This is a genomic window from Chryseobacterium sp. LAM-KRS1 (assembly GCF_013184525.1).
Classification (GTDB): domain Bacteria; phylum Bacteroidota; class Bacteroidia; order Flavobacteriales; family Weeksellaceae; genus Chryseobacterium; species Chryseobacterium proteolyticum.
The window spans coordinates 283,609-301,742 of record NZ_JAAOIZ010000001.1; the positions used below are offsets into that span (position 1 = coordinate 283,609).

16 protein-coding genes are annotated in these 18,134 nt (G+C 37.9%); 9 read left to right on the forward strand and 7 right to left on the reverse strand.

Annotated elements, in window-relative coordinates:
* The first annotated feature begins 3 nt into the window (after positions 1 to 3).
* The 3 genes from G9C87_RS01275 to G9C87_RS01285 all read left to right on the forward strand — a co-directional run bounded on the left by G9C87_RS01275 (position 4) and on the right by G9C87_RS01285 (position 6,834).
* Positions 4 to 2,673, forward strand: coding sequence for a T9SS type A sorting domain-containing protein (locus G9C87_RS01275; RefSeq protein WP_172277181.1), 2,670 nt, complete (start codon positions 4 to 6; stop codon positions 2,671 to 2,673).
* Positions 2,674 to 2,787: 114 nt separating this feature from the next.
* Positions 2,788 to 4,746 carry a T9SS type A sorting domain-containing protein gene (locus G9C87_RS01280; RefSeq protein WP_172277184.1) on the forward strand — a complete coding sequence of 653 codons (1,959 nt, stop codon included), beginning with the start codon at positions 2,788 to 2,790 and terminating at the stop codon, positions 4,744 to 4,746.
* 111 nt (positions 4,747 to 4,857) lie between these two features.
* Positions 4,858 to 6,834, forward strand: a complete 1,977-nt coding sequence (locus G9C87_RS01285; protein ID WP_172277187.1) for a T9SS type A sorting domain-containing protein — start codon at positions 4,858 to 4,860, stop codon at positions 6,832 to 6,834.
* 42 nt (positions 6,835 to 6,876) lie between these two features.
* Here the strand turns inward: G9C87_RS01285 and G9C87_RS01290 are convergent, their stop codons facing one another.
* Positions 6,877 to 7,035 carry a hypothetical protein gene (locus G9C87_RS01290; RefSeq protein WP_172277190.1) on the reverse strand — a complete coding sequence of 53 codons (159 nt, stop codon included), beginning with the start codon at positions 7,033 to 7,035 and terminating at the stop codon, positions 6,877 to 6,879.
* Between the two features lie 43 nt (positions 7,036 to 7,078).
* A complete protein-coding gene (locus tag G9C87_RS01295; RefSeq protein WP_172277193.1) occupies positions 7,079 to 7,906 on the reverse strand; it encodes an ion transporter in 828 nt (275 codons plus the stop codon).
* A gap of 61 nt (positions 7,907 to 7,967) precedes the next feature.
* Here G9C87_RS01295 and G9C87_RS01300 point away from each other — a divergent pair, with 61 nt between their 5' ends.
* Positions 7,968 to 9,065: a Nif3-like dinuclear metal center hexameric protein gene (locus tag G9C87_RS01300; RefSeq protein WP_172277196.1), complete on the forward strand. Its 1,098-nt coding sequence runs from the start codon at positions 7,968 to 7,970 to the stop codon at positions 9,063 to 9,065.
* A 2-nt stretch (positions 9,066 to 9,067) separates the two neighbouring features.
* A complete protein-coding gene (locus G9C87_RS01305; RefSeq protein ID WP_172277199.1) occupies positions 9,068 to 9,844 on the forward strand; it encodes a zinc ribbon domain-containing protein in 777 nt (258 codons plus the stop codon).
* Between the two features lie 94 nt (positions 9,845 to 9,938).
* Here the strand turns inward: G9C87_RS01305 and G9C87_RS01310 are convergent, their stop codons facing one another.
* A complete protein-coding gene (locus G9C87_RS01310) occupies positions 9,939 to 11,018 on the reverse strand; it encodes an endonuclease/exonuclease/phosphatase family protein (RefSeq protein WP_172277202.1) in 1,080 nt (359 codons plus the stop codon).
* 135 nt (positions 11,019 to 11,153) lie between these two features.
* Between G9C87_RS01310 and G9C87_RS01315 the strand changes: the two genes are divergently transcribed.
* Positions 11,154 to 11,600 (forward strand): nuclear transport factor 2 family protein, encoded by a 447-nt coding sequence (locus G9C87_RS01315; RefSeq protein WP_172277205.1) that lies wholly within the window; start codon positions 11,154 to 11,156, stop codon positions 11,598 to 11,600.
* Positions 11,601 to 11,606: 6 nt separating this feature from the next.
* Complete coding sequence (locus G9C87_RS01320; protein ID WP_172277208.1) at positions 11,607 to 11,984, forward strand: VOC family protein; 378 nt, start codon at positions 11,607 to 11,609, stop codon at positions 11,982 to 11,984.
* A 6-nt stretch (positions 11,985 to 11,990) separates the two neighbouring features.
* On the opposite strand, the gene G9C87_RS01325 is transcribed toward G9C87_RS01320, so the two are convergent.
* Positions 11,991 to 12,374 carry a DUF1634 domain-containing protein gene (locus G9C87_RS01325; RefSeq protein ID WP_172277211.1) on the reverse strand — a complete coding sequence of 128 codons (384 nt, stop codon included), beginning with the start codon at positions 12,372 to 12,374 and terminating at the stop codon, positions 11,991 to 11,993.
* Complete coding sequence (locus tag G9C87_RS01330) at positions 12,371 to 13,201, reverse strand: sulfite exporter TauE/SafE family protein (RefSeq protein ID WP_172277214.1); 831 nt, start codon at positions 13,199 to 13,201, stop codon at positions 12,371 to 12,373. The genes G9C87_RS01325 and G9C87_RS01330 overlap by 4 nt, the downstream gene beginning before the upstream one ends.
* A gap of 87 nt (positions 13,202 to 13,288) precedes the next feature.
* Between G9C87_RS01330 and G9C87_RS01335 the strand changes: the two genes are divergently transcribed.
* Entirely contained in the window at positions 13,289 to 13,837 is a 549-nt protein-coding gene (locus G9C87_RS01335; protein ID WP_172277217.1) for a DUF1543 domain-containing protein, read from the forward strand.
* 220 nt (positions 13,838 to 14,057) lie between these two features.
* Positions 14,058 to 15,167 (forward strand): 5-(carboxyamino)imidazole ribonucleotide synthase, encoded by a 1,110-nt coding sequence (locus G9C87_RS01340; protein WP_172277220.1) that lies wholly within the window; start codon positions 14,058 to 14,060, stop codon positions 15,165 to 15,167.
* A 44-nt stretch (positions 15,168 to 15,211) separates the two neighbouring features.
* Here the strand turns inward: G9C87_RS01340 and G9C87_RS01345 are convergent, their stop codons facing one another.
* Positions 15,212 to 15,844, reverse strand: coding sequence for an HdeD family acid-resistance protein (locus G9C87_RS01345; protein WP_172277223.1), 633 nt, complete (start codon positions 15,842 to 15,844; stop codon positions 15,212 to 15,214).
* Between the two features lie 164 nt (positions 15,845 to 16,008).
* Positions 16,009 to 18,132, reverse strand: coding sequence for a cation:proton antiporter (locus G9C87_RS01350; protein WP_172277226.1), 2,124 nt, complete (start codon positions 18,130 to 18,132; stop codon positions 16,009 to 16,011).
* Positions 18,133 to 18,134 lie beyond the last annotated feature (2 nt).

Genomic DNA, 18,134 nt, shown 5'->3' on the forward strand with positions numbered 1-18,134 from the left:
TATATGAAAAAACTTCTACTCACGTGTATGATGGCTCTTGGTATAGGGGCATCTGCACAGATTTTAGTTAATGAGGGGTTCGAAGGCTCAAGTTTGCCTTCAGGATGGGCCAGTACAACGACCGGATCAGGGACGAGTTCCACACCAGGAGGGTATGGGACAAGTGCGGGTACGGCCTGTGTCGGGAGCAAAGCGGTCTATAAGAATATTTATGGATCTACCTACACAGGTTGGAATTTGACCTATTCTTCCACAACTTCTAATGCAACTGCGCTTACGTATTCTTTCAAATACCTTGCGAAAGGGTATAGTACTTCAGGTGCCGTTAGCGGAAGTGTAGCTGCGGATTACTCTGTAGATGGAGGGACGACATGGGTTGATATCCTAGCGCCTGTGGTTCTTGATAGTCCTAATGGAACCCCGATTCCATGTACGACCGTTTCAGGAACAATTCCTGCGGGAACAATTCCAACAGGGGCAAGCTTTAAGTTCAGACTGAAAAGCACAAGTACATCTACCGGAGACTTCTATATGGGGTTTGATGATGTTCAGCTAGCTCAGACCTTAACGAATGCGCCTTCATGTACTCAGATTTCAGCTCCTGCCGATGCAGCAACAGGAATCTCGGTAACACCAACTATTACCTGGGCTTCTGCCGCCTTTGCAACAGGGTATACATTAAATATCGGAACAACAGCTGGGGGAACTGATGTTGTGAATGGTCTTGATGTGGGTGCAGTAACCAGCTATACCATTCCAAATACTTCAGCGCTGAATTATTCAACGTTGTATTATGTAACAGTAATTCCGAAAAATAACATTGGATCGGCAACCGGATGTACAAGTACTTCTTTCACAACACGCGCAGTAGTTTGCCCGACTGTATCTGCACCATCTGCAGGGGCTATCGGACAGCCATTAACTCCTACCATTACATGGGGTGCGGTAAATTCTGCTACAGGATATAAACTTACTGTAGGAACTACACCAGGTGGAACAGATATCCTGAATAATCTGGATTTAGGAAATGTGACTACATATACATTTACTACTCCATTAGCATTAAGCAGTACTTATTATTATACTGTAAATTCCTACAGCCCAACAAGTACGTCGTCATCTTGTACAGAAAGAAGTTTCTCTACGATTTGTGGACCAACCAACATTCCTTACTCTCAGAATTTCGAAAGTGTATCGACTCCTGCATTGCCAGCTTGTACTTCTATTGAAAATGCAGGGAATGGTAATAACTGGACAACCTATTCTTCTGCGGGAGGAGGGTTCAATACTAAGGTTCTTAACTACACTTACAATAGTTCAAATGCGGCTAACGCATGGTTTTATACACAAGGTATTAACCTTACAGGGGGAGTATCTTACAGAATAAAATACATCTATGGAAATGCAAGTGGTACTACATATCCTGAAAAACTGAAAGTAGCTTATGGTACTGCTGAATCCAGTGCTTCAATGACTAACGTATTAGCAGATTACCCTAATGTAACCAATGGTACTACACCAATTTCTGCAACTGTAGATTTTGTTCCTGCAGCTTCCGGAGTGTATTATTTTGGATTTAATGCATACTCAGATGCTGATATGAACAGATTGTACGTAGATAATATCGTTATTGATGCTACACCGACTTGTGCTGAGCCTTCTGCATTAGTAGTATCGAATGTAGCGGCTACTACGGCAACGATTTCATGGACTGCTCCTGCTACTGTACCTGCCGGTGGTTATGAGTATTATTATTCTACTTCTAACACGGCTCCAACTGCTACTACTCCTGCATCGGGAACGAGTACTACGGTTACGGCTGATTTAAATAATCTTACTGCAGCTACCGTATATTATGTTTGGGTGCGTTCAGTATGTAGTTCTTCAGATAAAAGTGCATGGTCTCAATTGGCAACATTTACAACTGCTTGTATTACATCACAAACATTGACTGAAAACTTTGATTCAACAGCGGAAGGAAGTCTTCCTCCATGCTGGACAAGTATAGGTTCTACCGTTAGTTATGCGAAAGTAATGGCTTATACGAGTGCAAATACTGGTGCTATAATCAGTGGGGCTAATGCATTGTACCTTTATACAAGTGGCTCAAGTACAGGAATGTTAGCGACTCCTGAAATTGCAAATCTACAGTCTAATAACTACATCCTTAAATTTAAGGCAAGAGCAAATTATACTGCCGGAGGAGTTGTTCAGATCGGTTATTTAACAGATCCTGCTAATACTTCAACTTTTGTAGTATTGGGAACGTATACTTCTACAAGTGTAACGGTTGCTGATGATTACCAACTTAGTATTACGGGAGTGCCGGCTGGTGTTAACAAGCTTGTATTTAAACATACAGGAACTCCTGCCAATAGTGTTCTTATAGATGATATCAGCTATATGCTGGATCCGAGTCTGGGAACTTCAGAAGTAGCTAATGCTAAGAATACGATTAAAGTTTATCCTAATCCATTTGCAGATGTGCTGAACATTTCTGATGTTTCTAAAGTGAAATCTGTTTCTGTTTCTGATGTGGCAGGAAGATTAGTAAAAACAATTGCGAACCCTACTTCGGTTCTTCAGTTAGGAGAATTGAATTCAGGAATGTATCTGATTACACTTGAATTGAAAGATGGTTCTAAACAAACGATTAAAACGATCAAAAAATAGAATTCGATTTGATTTATAAATAATGATGGCAGCTAAGATTTTAGCTGCCATTTTTTTATTTTATTCATTATATTATTAGTAAATTAGTATATTAAACACTAAAACTGTTATTTTATGGCAAAATTTTTACTCTCATGTTTCTTGATTGTAAGCATGGCACTAAACGCCCAGATTGATTTGGGCGCTGGAAGCACTGACGTTGGTACAGCTCCGATCAGTAGCTATTACGGATATTCCTATGTTCAGCAGATTTACCCTAAGCAGGAAATCAATGCAAATGCAGCAGGAAACATTACGGGACTTAAGTTCTACCTGGATCCTTCGATGTCTTTGGCAAATTCATCCGACTGGGTGGTATATCTCGGGCATACCTCAAAATCAGGGTTTACTTCAGATACAGACTGGATACCGGTTTCTCAGTTGACTCAGGTATATGCAGGAACAATTACCAATGCTAACGGAGTGGTGGAAATTACTTTTACAACACCATTTCCTTATAACAATACGGATAATCTAGTCGTAGCTGCAGAAGAAAATTCGCCGGGATATGATAATAATGATGAGGCAATGTATGTTTATTCCGGTGCCGCAAATTCTACTTTGTTTTATAAAAATGACAGCAACAATCCTGATCCGGCTTCACCTCCGGCTGGAGATTTGGCTGATTATAAATCGGTAATTACATTTCTGGGATTAACGGCAAATCCAATTGCTGCCTGTCCTGTCATAACATATCCTTCAAATAATTCAACCTTCATCCCATTATCACCTACCATCAACTGGAATAATACATCGGGAGCGACAAGTTACAAGGTTTCTATAGGAACAACTCCGGGAGGAACTGATGTGGTGAATCAACAATCTGTAGCGACCAATAGCTTTACTCCAGCTGCACCTTTAAGTGCTAATACCAATTATTATCTACGGGTAGTTTCAGTATCAGCGGCCGGTGAATCTTCAGGATGTACAGAAATTACATTTAAGACTTCTCCGCCAGCTCCATCGAATGACGATTGTGCGGGAGCGATTACTTTAACAGTAAATCCGGATCTTAATTGTGGTGCTGTAACCGCAGGATATACTTTGGGAGCAACAGATTCAGGCTTAATTCCTGATCCATGTTATGGCGATCCTGATGATGATGTATGGTTTAAATTTGTTGCTACTGCTACAACGCATAAAATATCACTCCTAAATGTGGTTTCTGTAGGAACTACCAATGATGATGATACCTATTTCCAGGTGTTTAGCGGTGGCTGTGGTACATTGTCGAGCATTCTATGTTCCGATGATACATCATCTGTTTTAACCGGACTTACTGTTGGAGATACCTATTATGTGAGGGTTTACAGTTATTTCGATACAGGATCCAATCAAAGTTTTGATATCTGCGTAGGTACAATGCCACCGCCACCAGCCAATGATGATTGTTCCGGAGCGTTGACAGCGTCAGCCTTCCCTTATACTTATGTACAATCTGACGGAGGTGGTGCAACAAATAATGGCGGATTTGTTACTGTATGTTCCGATAGTATGAATGATGGTACCTGGTTTACATTTACCGGTGATGGTGCAACATTTGATATTACTGTTACAATGCCGGCAGGTAGTGATTTTGATCCTCAGATCGGTGTTTACAGTGGAACATGTGGAAGTCTTGCATGTGTGGATACGGTAGATAATAATGGCTCCGGAGGAACAGAAACTCTATCAATACCTACTCAGCCTGGTACTACATATTATGTAAATGTGGGTAATTATAGTGGATTCACGGATAACATGGAAGGAACTTTCACGATTAATATAGCAAAAAATAATCTTGGAACCTCTGAAGTAGCAGGAAATAAGAAAGGAATCAGTGTTTATCCGAATCCTTTCTCAGATATTTTGAATATTTCTGACATTGCTAATGTAAAATCCGTTACGGTTACTGATATTTCCGGAAGATGGATAAAAACAATTGATAATCCTGGTCCGGTTATTCATCTGGCTGATATTCAATCAGGTCTATATCTGGTCACATTAACAATGAAAGATGGATCTAAACAAACGATCAAAGCAATTAAAAAATAGAATCCGATTTTATCCATAAATATTGATGACAGCTAAATTTTAGCTGTCATTTTTCTTCGATGCTTGCTGTATTATTGGTAAATTAGTAGTCTAATACCAAACATTATATTTATGAAAAAAATTTTACTTTCATGCTTATTGTTTTTAGGCATGGTGTTGAATGCTCAAATCAATTTGGGCTCGGGAAGTACTGATGTAGGACCAGCTCCGATCAGTACATACTATGGATATTCCTATGTGCAGCAGATTTTCTCAAAACAGGAAATTAATGCTGACGCGGCAGGGAATATAACAGGGCTTACATTTTATAGTAATCCGTCGATGTCAATGGTTAATTCTTCAGATTGGGTGGTCTATTTAGGGCTTACCACAAAATCCAGTTTCGACACCGAATCCGATTGGATCCCTTTTTCCGGACTGACTCAGGTGTATGCCGGAACAGTTACTAATGTGAATGGAGTTATCAACATCACTTTTGCGACACCTTTTCATTATAATAATACAGATAACCTTGTGGTTGCTGTTGATGAAAATTCAGCTGATTATGATGATAATGGGGACGAGATCATGCATGTGTATCCTTCAGCACCTAATTCTACTCTTTATTTCAGAAATGATGGGACCAATCCGAATCCTGTTTATCCTCCTGTAGGACATCAGGCTTCCTTTAAATCGGCCATTACAATCAACGGATTAACACCAAAACCTGTTCCCGTTTGTCCGTCAGTAACTTATCCGACAAATAACGCCGTGTTTATTCCATTGTTACCTACCATTCTCTGGAGCCCGGTTGCAGGAGCTACAGGATATAAAGTTTCCATAGGTACAACTCCTGGTGGAACACAAATCATCAATCAACAATCTGTAAGTGCTGCTAGTTTTGCTGTTCCTACATTATTAAGCGTAAATACTACTTATTATTTACGGGTGGTTTCTGTGTCAGCGGCCGGTGAATCTTCAGGATGCGCTGAAGTGAAATTTAAAACAGCCCCTCCGGTTCCTCTGAATGATAACTGTATAGGAGCGGTAACTTTAACGGTGAATCCTGATCTCAATTGTGGAACAGTAACATCAGGTTATACACTAGGAGCTACGGCTTCAGGAATTGCTGCTGCTCCTTGCTATGGTAATCCTGATGATGATGTGTGGTTTAAATTTGTAGCGACAGGAACAAGCCAGAAAATCTCTCTCCTGAATGTAACTTCTATCGGTACAGAAGATGATGATGATATCTACTTCCAGGTATTTAGCGGATCTTGTGGTACTTTATCCAGCATTCTTTGTTCGGATCCTACGTCAGGTGTTGTTTCCGGGCTAACTATAGGACAAACTTATTACATCAGAGTTTACAGTTACTATGGAACAGGAAGCAATCAAAGCTTTGACATCTGTGTCGGAAGTATTCCACCGGCACCGGCTAATGACGAATGTTCAGGAGCTCTGCTAGCATCTTCTTTCCCTTATACTTATGTGCAGACTGACGGAGGTGGTGCAACAAATAACGGAGGATTTATCAACGCTTGTGAAAGTGGAATGAATGATGGAACATGGTTTACATTTGTTGGTGACGGAGAAACAGTTAATATTACCGTGAGTATGCCTTCGGGAAGTGATTTCGATCCTCAGATTGGTGTTTTCAGTGGAACATGCGGCAGTTTAGTATGTGTGGATACTGTAGATAATATGGCAGATGGAGAGACTGAAACATTGTCTGTTCCAACTATATCCGGAACTGTTTATTATGTGAATGTAGGATATTATAGCGAGTATACAGATGAGCTCGAAGGAGCGTTTACGATCAATATTAATAAAGAGAGTTCAGATAAACATGCTTCAAGTATTTCAACTCCTGCTTTAATTAAAAAAGCCAGTGGAATTTATCCGAATCCGTTTACTGATGTTCTGAACATTGCAGATATTGATAACGTTAAATCTATTTCTGTATCAGATGTTTCAGGAAGATTGGTTAAAATGATCGTAAGCCCAGATACGGTAATTCATTTGGAGGATCTGAAATCAGGATTGTATCTGGTTACTCTTGAAATGAAGGACGGCTCTAAAAAGACGACCAAAGTAATTAAGAAATAAGTAATTTATATTCAACAAAAAAGGTGGCATCAGCCACCTTTTTTATTTATTAGGAACAGGTTGTATATCACCTGTGCTCATATGTTCAAAAACAGTAGGGAAGAACATAGCTAGTATAAAATAAATAATGATCATTAATGCAACTAAAGCAAAAAGAATAATAACTAAACTATTGGGCTTGTTTTTCTTTTTTGGTTCCATGATTTTGTGGTATTGGGTTAATAGATTAATTTGATAAATGATATCAAGCTAATTTCTTGCCACACTGTTTGCAGTACCTCGCATCATCATCAATATCTTCATTTCCGCAACGTTCGCAGATCTTTTCCAGGTTTTGTCTTTTATTCCTCATCTCTGCCGTTACAATACCGGTGGGTACAGCAATAATAGAGTAGCCGGCAAGCATCAGTATAACTGCAAAAAATTTTCCCATAGGTGTAATGGGTGAAACATCTCCGTAACCTACTGTAGTTACTGTAACCACAGCCCAGTAAATAGATTGGGGAATGGTTTCAAAACCGGTTCTTCCTCCTTCCACCATAAACATCAGAGAACCTACAATCACCGAAAAAATGATAAGGAACAACAGGAAAATATAGATCTTTCTTGAACTGTTTTTCAATGCCCGTACAATGAGATATCCGTCATTCATAAAATCCAGTAAATTGAAAATTCTAAACACCCTTAGCATTCTCAACATTCTGAATATCAGGAAATATTTGGTTACCGGAAAGAAAAAACTGAGGTAGAAAGGAACCAGGGCAAGAAAATCTATAATTCCAAAGAAGCTGAAGATATAATTTTTCTTATTTTTTACGACCATAATACGCAGTAGGTATTCTGCGGAAAAAAATAAAGAAATAATCCATTCAAAAACAATAAATGTAAGATGGAATCTTTGATCCAGCTTCGGAACACTTTCCATCATAATGATAAGTGTGCTGACAAGGATTAATGCCAACAATATAATATCGAAAAGCTTTCCCAATCTGGTATCGGAACGGTAAATAACACGATAAAGAAATCTTTTCCATAATGTATCCTCCGGGACAAGATTGTGTTCTTTTTCCATACTTTGAGTTTTTTCTAATTTAAGAAATTATCCCTATTTTCGTAGCAAACATACATAATAAATGACAATAAGAGAAGTAATTTCGGAAATAGAAAAACGTATTCCCTTACAACAGGCAGAAGACTTTGATAATGTAGGGTTGTTGTGCGGGGTTCCGGAACGGGAGGTGAGTGGTATTTTAGTATGTCACGATGCTTTAGAGAATGTTGTAGAAGAAGCTATTCAAAAGAAATTAAATCTGATCGTATGTTTTCATCCGATTATTTTTTCAGGGTTAAAATCTCTTACCGGGAAAAACTATGTTGAAAGGGCTGTTTTAAAAGCCATCGAGAATAAGGTTGCAATCTATGCAATTCATACTGCGTTTGATAATGATTTTTTTGGGGTTAATGCAGGAATATGCAACCAGTTGGGATTAAAAGAAGTGAAAATCCTTCAGCCGAAGAAAGATAATCTGAAACAGCTTACCGTATTTGTTCCCAAAGACCATTCTGAAAAAGTAAAAGAATCTCTTTTCTCTGCCGGGGCAGGAAATATTGGTTTCTATGATGAGTGCAGTTTCAGTATTAATGGCAATGGAACTTTCAGACCAATTGAGGGCTCGAATCCATTTTCAGGACAGCAGAATATCAGGGAAAATGCAGATGAAAATATGATTTCTGTAATATTTGAAGACTATAAACAAAATCAGATTATTTCTGCTATGAAATCTTCACATCCATATGAGGAAGTAGCCTACCAGATCTATAGTCTGGACAATGAAAACCAGTATTCAGGATTGGGAATGTATGGAGAGTTTGAAGAAGTAATGAATGAAGAGGACTTTTTACGTTTTGTTAAGGAGAAATTTAATCTTGAAATGATCAGACATTCAGGGCTTACTAATAAAAAGATTAAAAGAGTGGGTGTTTTAGGAGGCTCAGGAGCGAGTGGAATAAAATCCGCACTATCTAAAAAATGTGATGCCTACCTGACCGGAGACGTTAAATATCACGATTTTTTTTTAGCAGAATCTAAAATGCTGATTTGTGATATAGGACATTATGAATCAGAACAATGGGTTGTAAAACAATTATTTGAAATTTTGTCACAAAAATTTAGTACATTTGCAATCTCAAAATCCAACGAAAAAACAAACCCAGTAAATTATTTCCTTTAGATATGGCAAAAACCAACGATATTTCAGTTGAAGAGAAATTAAGAGCTTTATACGATTTACAAATCATAGATTCAAGATTGGATGAAATCCGAAATACAAGAGGAGAATTGCCAATTGAGGTTGAAGATCTTGAAATCGAGATAGAAGGGCTTGAAAAAAGAGCTGAAAAATTTCATGCAGAAATTAAGGATCAGGAAGATCAGATCAAAACAAAGCATGAAGTAATTAACCATGCGAAAACTCTAATTGAGAAATACAAATCTCAACAAGATAACGTAAGAAACAATAAAGAGTTTGAAGCTTTAGGTAAGGAGATTGAATTCCAAGATCTTGAAATCCAACTTGCGGAAAAAAGAATTAAAGAATTTGGGATCAAAATCACTCATAAAAATGAGACTCTGGAAGAACTGAATTCAAAAATTAACGATCTTAAAAACCACCTTAAATTCAAAAAAGAAGAATTAGAAGGTTTAGTTTCTGAAACTCAGAAAGAGGAAGATTATTTAATTGAGCAGTCTAAAGAATTTGCAGGTAAGATTGATGAAAGATTACTTGCTTCGTACAACAGAATCAGAACGAACTCTATCAACGGATTAGCTGTGGTAGGTTTAGAAAGAGGTGCTCCGAAAGGATCTTTCTTTACAATTCCTCCACAAAAACAGATGGAAATCGCTCAGAGAAAGAAAATCATTATCGATGAACATTCAGGAAAAATCCTTGTTGATGATGAATTGGTAATGGAAGAAAACGAAAAAATGAAATCTGTGATTAAATTTTAATCATCGTTTACTTTGATATAAAAGCTGTTTCAGAAATGAAACAGTTTTTTTTATTCTATTTAATCGAAGAATGCGCTTGCTATAGATAAACATATTATTCTGTAACAACAGCATCCCGGTCACCATCTTCTTTTTTTCCCTCGATGATCATTTCTTCAGCCTCAGCTTTTTCTTCGGCGTCAGCAACTTCTATTCTTTCTTCCTGACCCGTATTATGATGATCGATAAAGAATTCACAATATACCGGTAGGTGGTCCGAGCCAAAATTGTCTAGGGTCTTAAGTTCTTTAATAAAGATGTCTTCACTATGAAACATTAAATCGATAGGGAATCTCAGTAATTGGTATTTGGCGTGGAAGGTTGGAACAAAGGCACGTCCGATTCTCGGATCAATAAGGTGGCTTGTTTTTCTGAACAGTATAGAAGACCTTGACCAGGCAACATTATTAAAATCACCAACGACAAGTACAGGTTCAGTGATATCTTTCACGCGTTTTGCAATGCTCAGGAGATCGCCGTCCCGCTCCTTTGATGTCGCTTCTTCCGTTGGGCTGGGGGGCGGTGGATGAACCCCGAAAAAAACAAAAGAGAAGCCGTCTTCTGTTTCTAAATGGATTTCAATGCTTGGAATATCTTCAGCTACAAAATAATGTGTAGTGGAATTTTTGATCTGAATTTTAGAATAAAAATGCATCCCATAAGTATTTTCCAAGGTAACCTTATGATGATAGGGGTAGTCTTTTTCTAAAGCTCTTAATGCATTTTCCCAAGCTCCATTGCTTTCCATGGTAAGGAACATTTCCGGCTTGTTTCGGTTGATAAGACCGATAAACTTGTCATATTCCGTATTGAACTGATAGACATTGGCAGAAATGAAATGTAATTTTTGAGAGGATCGCTTGCCCCTCTGATGTTTCCTTACTCTGTAGAGAGGAGTATACTTTACGAGAATTACCCCATGATGTACAAATAAGATAAAAAGAGTACCCTGGAAATACCAGAAATATTCGGCTGATCTAAAGAAAAATCCTAAGAGGAAGGTAAGCACGATAAAGTATGTGATTTGAATTTTTCCAAACTCAGGAACCCGAAATATCCAATGCTGGTTTTGAATTTTAGGTAATAATGTCAATAGAACCAGCAGGCCGGTTAAGATCAAATAAGCACTCCACATGTTTATAAAAATAGGTGGCTAAAAATAATCCTTTTTTATAAGAATTCAAATGAAATCATCTTTTTTAATGTGAAATAAATGAAGTTTGAATCAGATTTTTCTTACTTTTATTCTGTTATATTTTGAATCAATACTATGAATAAAATTTTCGCAGTTGTATGCTTTTTAAGTACATTCTGCTTTGGACAGCAACTCCAGAACACGGACATTGAGAAACCGGTCAGGGATTTGTTTACAGGTATGAAGAATGCAGATTCGGAACTGGTAAAGTCGGCATTTACTGAAACGGCCATTCTACAGACTATTACAAAAGAAGGAGTTGTGAAAACAGATGATATACCTGGTTTTATATCTGCTGTTTCCAAAGCCGCTAAAGGCGATCTGGATGAAAGGATTACTATAGGATCTGTACTTGTAGACGGCAATATGGCGAGCGTTTTCACTCCTTATCAGTTTTATTACCAGGGAAAGTTTTCACATTGCGGAGCGAACAGCTTTCAGCTGGTTAAGCAGAATAACAGCTGGAAAATTCAGTACATCATTGATACAAGAAGAAAGGAAAATTGCGAGAATAAGAAATAATATACAATGAAAATTCACCATATCGCCATTATAGGCTCCAATTATCAAGTTTCTAAAAAGTTTTACACAGAGATTTTAGGTTTGAATGTGATCCGTGAAGTATACCGTGAAGAAAGACAATCTTATAAGCTGGACCTTGCTATCGGAGATCATTATGTGATAGAACTTTTTTCATTCCCTGATCCTCCCGCAAGACCTTCCCGTCCGGAAGCGTGCGGATTAAGGCATCTTGCATTTTCCGTTGAAAATGTTGGCGCAAAGCGACAGGAACTTATGGAAAAGGGACTGGAATGTGAGGAGATAAGGATCGACGAATTTACCGGTAAAGAGTTTTTCTTTACACAAGATCCGGATCAGCTTCCTTTGGAGTTTTATGAAATGTAAATGGGCTTAATGTGCGTATCCCGTAAAAAAGCTGATTGCCATAATGGCTAAAACAATTGAGGATATGATCACATAGATGTAATCTTTTTCTTTCAGGTATCCTATTAATGCAAAAACAATTCGCATTAAAGGAGTGAAAATAAGAACCAAGATTCCCAGTTGAATGATGGCCATTCCTTCACCTTTGCAGAGAGACTCCCAAAACTGGCCCCATACTTTTTCCGACGAAGAACCGGTCTCCAGTAAGGAATAGTTTTTGGGCATTTTAAAACCTTCCAGAAACAGCTTTACAAAGCCAATAATGGATATAGCTACGGACAAAATCACTCCAAGTCTCAGGAGATTTCCTACGGAGCGGTTCAAATCAACGTCTGTGAAATTTTTTCTCATCGGAAACTTTGATTTATACCGTTATACATCATATAGATTGAAAGGATGGTAATTACAATAGCAAAAAATACCTTCAGTTTTTTAGTTTTTGAAACCATCAATGTTTTAGACCCAATGAAGCTTCCTACCACAACCCCTACCAAAACAGGAGCTACAATTACCGGGATAATTTCTCCTCTTTGAAAATAGATCAGAGAACTTGCGACAGCCGTAACACCGATCATAAAATTACTCGTGGTTGTAGAAACTTTAAAAGGCAACTTCATCATATTATCCATTGCCAATACTTTCAATGCACCTGAACCGATTCCTAAAAGACCAGACATTGCTCCGGCAAACATCATCATAAAGAATCCGGGAATGGTGTTTCGCGCAGAATATTTTTTAATGACTCCTTTATCCGGAAAGGTTCCGTACAATTTAAGTTTATCTTCTAAACTTCCCTTGATCAGGGGTTCCTGGTGGTCGGGTTTTCCTTTAAGATTTAAAATTACGGTAAGGAGAAGAATACTGGCAAAAATAATCCCGATGGTATTGGGGTTCAGAATTCCGGAAACAAGAGCTCCGGCAATAGCACCAGCTGTAGTTGCTATTTCCAGAAACATTCCGATTCTCATATTGGTAAATCCTTCTTTAACAAAAGCTACGGCGGCACCGGAAGATGTACCCACCACAGATATTAAGGAAGCTCCGATTGCGTAATGCATAGGGACGCCAAAACCCAGCGTCAATAAAGGGATAATGATAACTCCTCCTCCTAAACCTGTAAGTGAGCCCAATAGGCCTGCTGAGATTGCTCCAAGGAAGAGAATAATGATTTCTGACATGAATACAAATATAAAACTATTGCAGTTTTCTGCCAAACTTTCAAAAAGATAAATTTGACGTATTTTTGTATGACTAAAAAAATGAAAATGAAATTATTCTACGTGATCCTGGGTGCCACTCCTCCAGGCAGGAATATCGAACAGCACGATGTGTTTTTTGGAATTGCAGAAAGTTTAAAGGATCTGGTTCCGGATATGAAAGACTTCTGGAAAGAGGCTGATGGTAAAATCCACCTGGACTGCCATCAGGAGGTAAGATTTGCAGATGGATATGAAGTGAAAATTGTTGAGAAAACAGATCAGGTTTCTGAAAACCAGCTATTCTTTATTAATTTAGGAGGCTATAAGAGGGGATATTTTGAAGAATTCCATGAGCAACATCTGATGGTTGGAACATCCATGGGAGAAATCATAAAGAGAGTGAAGGAAACGGAATTTTACAAAACAATGGGATTCGAAGGAGCTGTAAGCCATGTTGACGATAAGCACGGTGTGGATATCGATGATATTTTTAACGTTAATGATATCCTTCCTCAAAAAATGAAAGAGAAATACACTATTGTTTTAGAAAAATCTGATGCGGAAAATCAGGAAAACCCAATAGGTCTCGGATATCTTAAAATAGATAAAGTATAAACTTCCCATAATCACTTACGCCGGCTTAAAAGCCGGCGTAACACGTTAAGTACGGTAAGGATCGGAGATGCGAAAATTTAGGTAATCGGCTATAAAATTTTTATCTTTGCAAAGTCTTGGATCGATGATCTGGTGTTGTATTGTAATGTTAAAAAACATTTGATAATTGCCTATTGATCCGGATGGTCTCAATTGAAAATATATCTAATAAAAATATAGAATGAAAATAGGAATTTTAGGAGGTGGACAGCTGGGAAGAATGCTGATACAGAGCGCATTGAAATATGATGATGAATTTTATACGCTGGATCCTGCCTCTGATGCTCCCTGCAGTACTATTTCAAATTTTACACAGGGAAATTTCAATGACTATGAAACAGTCCTGAACTTTGGAAAAAATAAAGATGTTGTAACAATAGAGATCGAGCATGTAAATGCTGATGCCCTGGCAGAACTTGAAAACCAGGGGATCAAAGTTGTGCCGAATTCTGCAATCATTAAAACCATTCAGCAGAAGATTCTTCAGAAGGAATTCTACAAGACTTATGATATTCCGAGCCCTGAATTTCAGGCTGTCTGGAATAGTGATGAAAAAATTACAATGACACTTCCTTTTGTACAAAAGATGAATACAGGCGGATATGATGGAAAAGGTGTTCAGGTAATTAAAAATGAAGAAGATCTTCAAAATTTATGGAAGGAGCCTTCTGTGATTGAAAAGCTTGTTGATATCGATAAAGAATTGTCTGTGATCGTTGCAAGAAATGAAAAAGGGGAGACCAAGACTTTTCCCGTTACAGAAATGGTGGCTGATCCTAAGTTAAATTTATTAGATTTTAATATTTGTCCGGTTTTTTTACAGGAAGACACTCAAAAGCAAATTGATGTAATTACGGAAAAGTTTCTGAACGCAATAAACTCTCCCGGGCTTTTTGCCATAGAACTGTTTTTGGATAAAGCTGGAAAAGTATGGGTAAATGAAACAGCACCAAGGCTTCATAACTCAGGGCACCAAAGCCAGGAAGGAAACGCGAATTCACAATTTGAGCAAATGTACCGTGTCGTTAAGAACCTTCCATTAGCGGATACGGAAAGTCTAGGTTATAGTGGAATGCTTAACCTTGTAGGAGCAGAAGGATATTCAGGAAAAGTAATTTATGAAGGAATGGAAGAAGTCCTGAAATTGCCTAAAACTTATGTTCACTTATACGGAAAAACGGAAACCAAACCGGGAAGGAAAATGGGGCACATTAATGTGCTGGCTGACTCCAAAGAAGAACTGATGGAAAAGCTCATCAAAGTAAAGGCTATGGTAAGAGTAATAGCTTAAAATATTGAAAGAAAGACTGCTGAAAAGCAGTCTTTCTTATTTTTTTATCTCATTTTATCATTGAGTTCATTATGAAGATTTTCTATTTTATCCTTGAGCTCACTACCCAATTTTGAAGGATAGTCCTTTATTTTCTTCAGATCAAAGGCTAAGATGACAGAAGCTACTCCTACGAAAATAAATGATAAACCGGTAAGGACTACAAGGGACATTCCTGAAAATATAGGATTAGCCAAAAGCATAAACGACAGGATAATTCCGAGGATACTGAATATGGCAAGATTACCCCATCTTAGTACATGCGCATCTTTCAAATCAAATGAGATACCCAGTAATTGGAAAGAACGGAACATCACTGTAAATCCTACAATAAAGGGCAGAATGGTCATTGAAATCTGAGGATAAGAGACCAGATAGACTCCCATAATAAAGGAAAGTAGTCCCGTTACCAGATATAAGCCCCATCCATTTAATACTTTCGCGTTATTGATCGAGAAAAAGATATCGAAGATCCCCGAGACAATAAAAGAGACACTAAAAAGAAGAGATAATGTCAGATAGGTTTCAAGGGGAGATGAAAATACATATACTCCACATCCAGTAAAAAGGATTCCTAGTATAAGCGGGATATACCAGTGCTTTACAGAGTTTCTGAATGATTTTAATAGATTTGGCATAATTAAAAGTATTTTGTTGCCTACTTTGAAATACGGTGTTCGGCGAGTCCGTTTTTATATTTCCATTTTAAATAATTGAATCCGATTTTTAAGATCTAATTTACTGAAAACAAACAACTAAGAAATAGTTGAATTGATTGAATTTATTCTATTGATAGTGGTTGTTACTTGAAAATTTTCTGGATAACATTTCCGATTTCGATGAAATCCCTGTGATTTCCGAATGATCTTTTTTCAGGACTGTTTTTGTCATATTCTGAAAAAGGATAGATCAGAAGATAATTGTTTTCTTTTAGATTTTTGTTGAGAAGTTCCGGCATGAGCCTCATTTGAGGAATATAGGATACCATTCCTCTTTTAGCCATAAACACAATAAGGGCTTCATCCTCTTTTAGTCCCGCAGCTGTTTTTTCACCGTCATGCCAGGTATTCATAATGATAAATTCAGCTTCTATATTGGCTTTTTTGATGATCCTTTGTAAAAGATCAATAATACTTTCAGGAGCATAAAATATCATGGTTGCTCCTGAATTCCGGGCAATATTCCATACCCTTAAAAGAGCATGAAAAAAGCCGGCTTCTTTATCTGAATTTTCAGGAATCATCACTGCATATTTTTTTATTGTAGAAACAGGCTGGGCAGCATGGTATACCAGTACGTTCACGTGATCATTCTGAAGGTAGCCATTGTAAAGATTGTAAACGAAGGAAGGAGAAAAACCTTTTTCATCTTCAAGACCGATAATAAGATCCGTTATTTCCTGCTCTTTGATCACATTATTGACGCCGTTTACAACATCATTATCATATCTTTTCAGAGGTTGCAATTTGACATCGGCCGATGCTGCAGCATCTGTAGCCTGGTGGAGTAATTTTTCGGCATTTTTTACAGAAGACTCATTTTTATCTTCATTGATGACGTTCAATGCAAAAAAGTCTTCAGTATTGGAATGTGCCTTAATCAGAATACCCAGATTGACCATTCGCTCTACAGTTTCCTGATGATTGATGGCTAATAGCAGGCTTTCCTCCTCATGGCTGTTTCCGGATACCGTATCTTCATTATCCGTTTCTGCGATTTTCTGTGCACTGGCCATAGATACAAATGAAGAAATGGTACATGAAATAAGGATAAGTAATATACTTCCGTTCAATACATGTTCATTCAGTAATCTTACAGGTTCTCCTGTTTCCGTTTCGGAAACAATGATGTTGTATCCTACCATTACTGTAGCTAATGTAGCAGCTGCAGAAGCTGAACTTAAACCAAAGATCAGTTTACCTTCTTCTTTTGTAAACCTGAATGTCTTTTGAGTGATCACGGCTGAAATATATTTACCACCGATTGATGCGACCAACATAATCGCTGCAACTTTAAGGGTTTCAAAACTTTTGAAGAATACGGTGAAATCGATCAGCATTCCCACACTGATCAAGAAGAAAGGGATAAATATCGCATTCCCTACAAATTCCACCCTGTTCATGAGAGAAGATGTGTGAGGAATCAGTCTGTTTAATGCAAGCCCGGCAAAGAATGCCCCGATGATAGCTTCAATGCCGGCTAATTCCGCCAATAGTGCCGCCAGATAGATCATCACCAATACAAAAATGTATTGGGATATTTTATCATTTACTTTTTTGAAAAACCACCGTCCAATAATAGGGAATAACAATAGAACGATCAGGCTAAAAAGTATAACAGATACGGATAACTTTACCCAGAAAGAAGTTCCCACGTCTCCCTGGACCATACCTACAACCACAGCAAGTACCAATAATGTGGCAATATCGGTGATCATTGTTCCGCCTACGGTAATATTTACAGCCCGGTTTTTTGCAATTCCAAGTTTACTGATTAAAGGATAGGTGATAAGGGTTTGAGACGAGAACAAACTGGCGAATAAGACGGAAGTCAGTACCGAAAATCCCAATAAATAATACGCTCCGACAAATCCGAGTATAAAAGGAAAAATAAATGCATAAGCTCCATATCCGAGGCTCTTCCATTTGTTTTTCTTAAAATCACCCATATCAATTTCCAGTCCTGCGAGAAACATAATATAAAGAAGTCCTGTAGTTCCCGTAACTACAATACTGCTATCCCTCGCCAACAGATTGAATCCATTGGGTCCGATTACTGCACCTGCGATAATAAGGCCTAACAGATGGGGAACTTTAATTTTATTCAGAAGTAATGGAGCTGCCAGAATAATGACCAGGACCAATAAAAATTTTAATACAGGATCTTCAATAGGGAAGCTCAGGTTGTGTATGCTCAGTAAAATCATAA

Excerpts from the sequence above, each read along its gene's own strand:
- G9C87_RS01345 (WP_172277223.1), bottom strand. The coding sequence starts at position 15,844 with ATGCCAAATCTATTAAAATCATTCAGAAACTCTGTAAAGCACTGGTAT.
- G9C87_RS01325 (WP_172277211.1), bottom strand. The coding sequence starts at position 12,374 with ATGAGAAAAAATTTCACAGACGTTGATTTGAACCGCTCCGTAGGAAAT.
- G9C87_RS01315 (WP_172277205.1), top strand. The coding sequence starts at position 11,154 with ATGAATAAAATTTTCGCAGTTGTATGCTTTTTAAGTACATTCTGCTTT.
- G9C87_RS01320 (WP_172277208.1), top strand. The coding sequence starts at position 11,607 with ATGAAAATTCACCATATCGCCATTATAGGCTCCAATTATCAAGTTTCT.
- G9C87_RS01335 (WP_172277217.1), top strand. The coding sequence starts at position 13,289 with ATGAAATTATTCTACGTGATCCTGGGTGCCACTCCTCCAGGCAGGAAT.
- G9C87_RS01305 (WP_172277199.1), top strand. The coding sequence starts at position 9,068 with ATGGCAAAAACCAACGATATTTCAGTTGAAGAGAAATTAAGAGCTTTA.
- G9C87_RS01280 (WP_172277184.1), top strand. The coding sequence starts at position 2,788 with ATGGCAAAATTTTTACTCTCATGTTTCTTGATTGTAAGCATGGCACTA.
- G9C87_RS01310 (WP_172277202.1), bottom strand. The coding sequence starts at position 11,018 with ATGTGGAGTGCTTATTTGATCTTAACCGGCCTGCTGGTTCTATTGACA.
- G9C87_RS01350 (WP_172277226.1), bottom strand. The coding sequence starts at position 18,132 with ATGATTTTACTGAGCATACACAACCTGAGCTTCCCTATTGAAGATCCT.
- G9C87_RS01290 (WP_172277190.1), bottom strand. The coding sequence starts at position 7,035 with ATGGAACCAAAAAAGAAAAACAAGCCCAATAGTTTAGTTATTATTCTT.
- G9C87_RS01300 (WP_172277196.1), top strand. The coding sequence starts at position 7,968 with ATGACAATAAGAGAAGTAATTTCGGAAATAGAAAAACGTATTCCCTTA.
- G9C87_RS01285 (WP_172277187.1), top strand. The coding sequence starts at position 4,858 with ATGAAAAAAATTTTACTTTCATGCTTATTGTTTTTAGGCATGGTGTTG.
- G9C87_RS01275 (WP_172277181.1), top strand. The coding sequence starts at position 4 with ATGAAAAAACTTCTACTCACGTGTATGATGGCTCTTGGTATAGGGGCA.
- G9C87_RS01330 (WP_172277214.1), bottom strand. The coding sequence starts at position 13,201 with ATGTCAGAAATCATTATTCTCTTCCTTGGAGCAATCTCAGCAGGCCTA.
- G9C87_RS01340 (WP_172277220.1), top strand. The coding sequence starts at position 14,058 with ATGAAAATAGGAATTTTAGGAGGTGGACAGCTGGGAAGAATGCTGATA.
- G9C87_RS01295 (WP_172277193.1), bottom strand. The coding sequence starts at position 7,906 with ATGGAAAAAGAACACAATCTTGTCCCGGAGGATACATTATGGAAAAGA.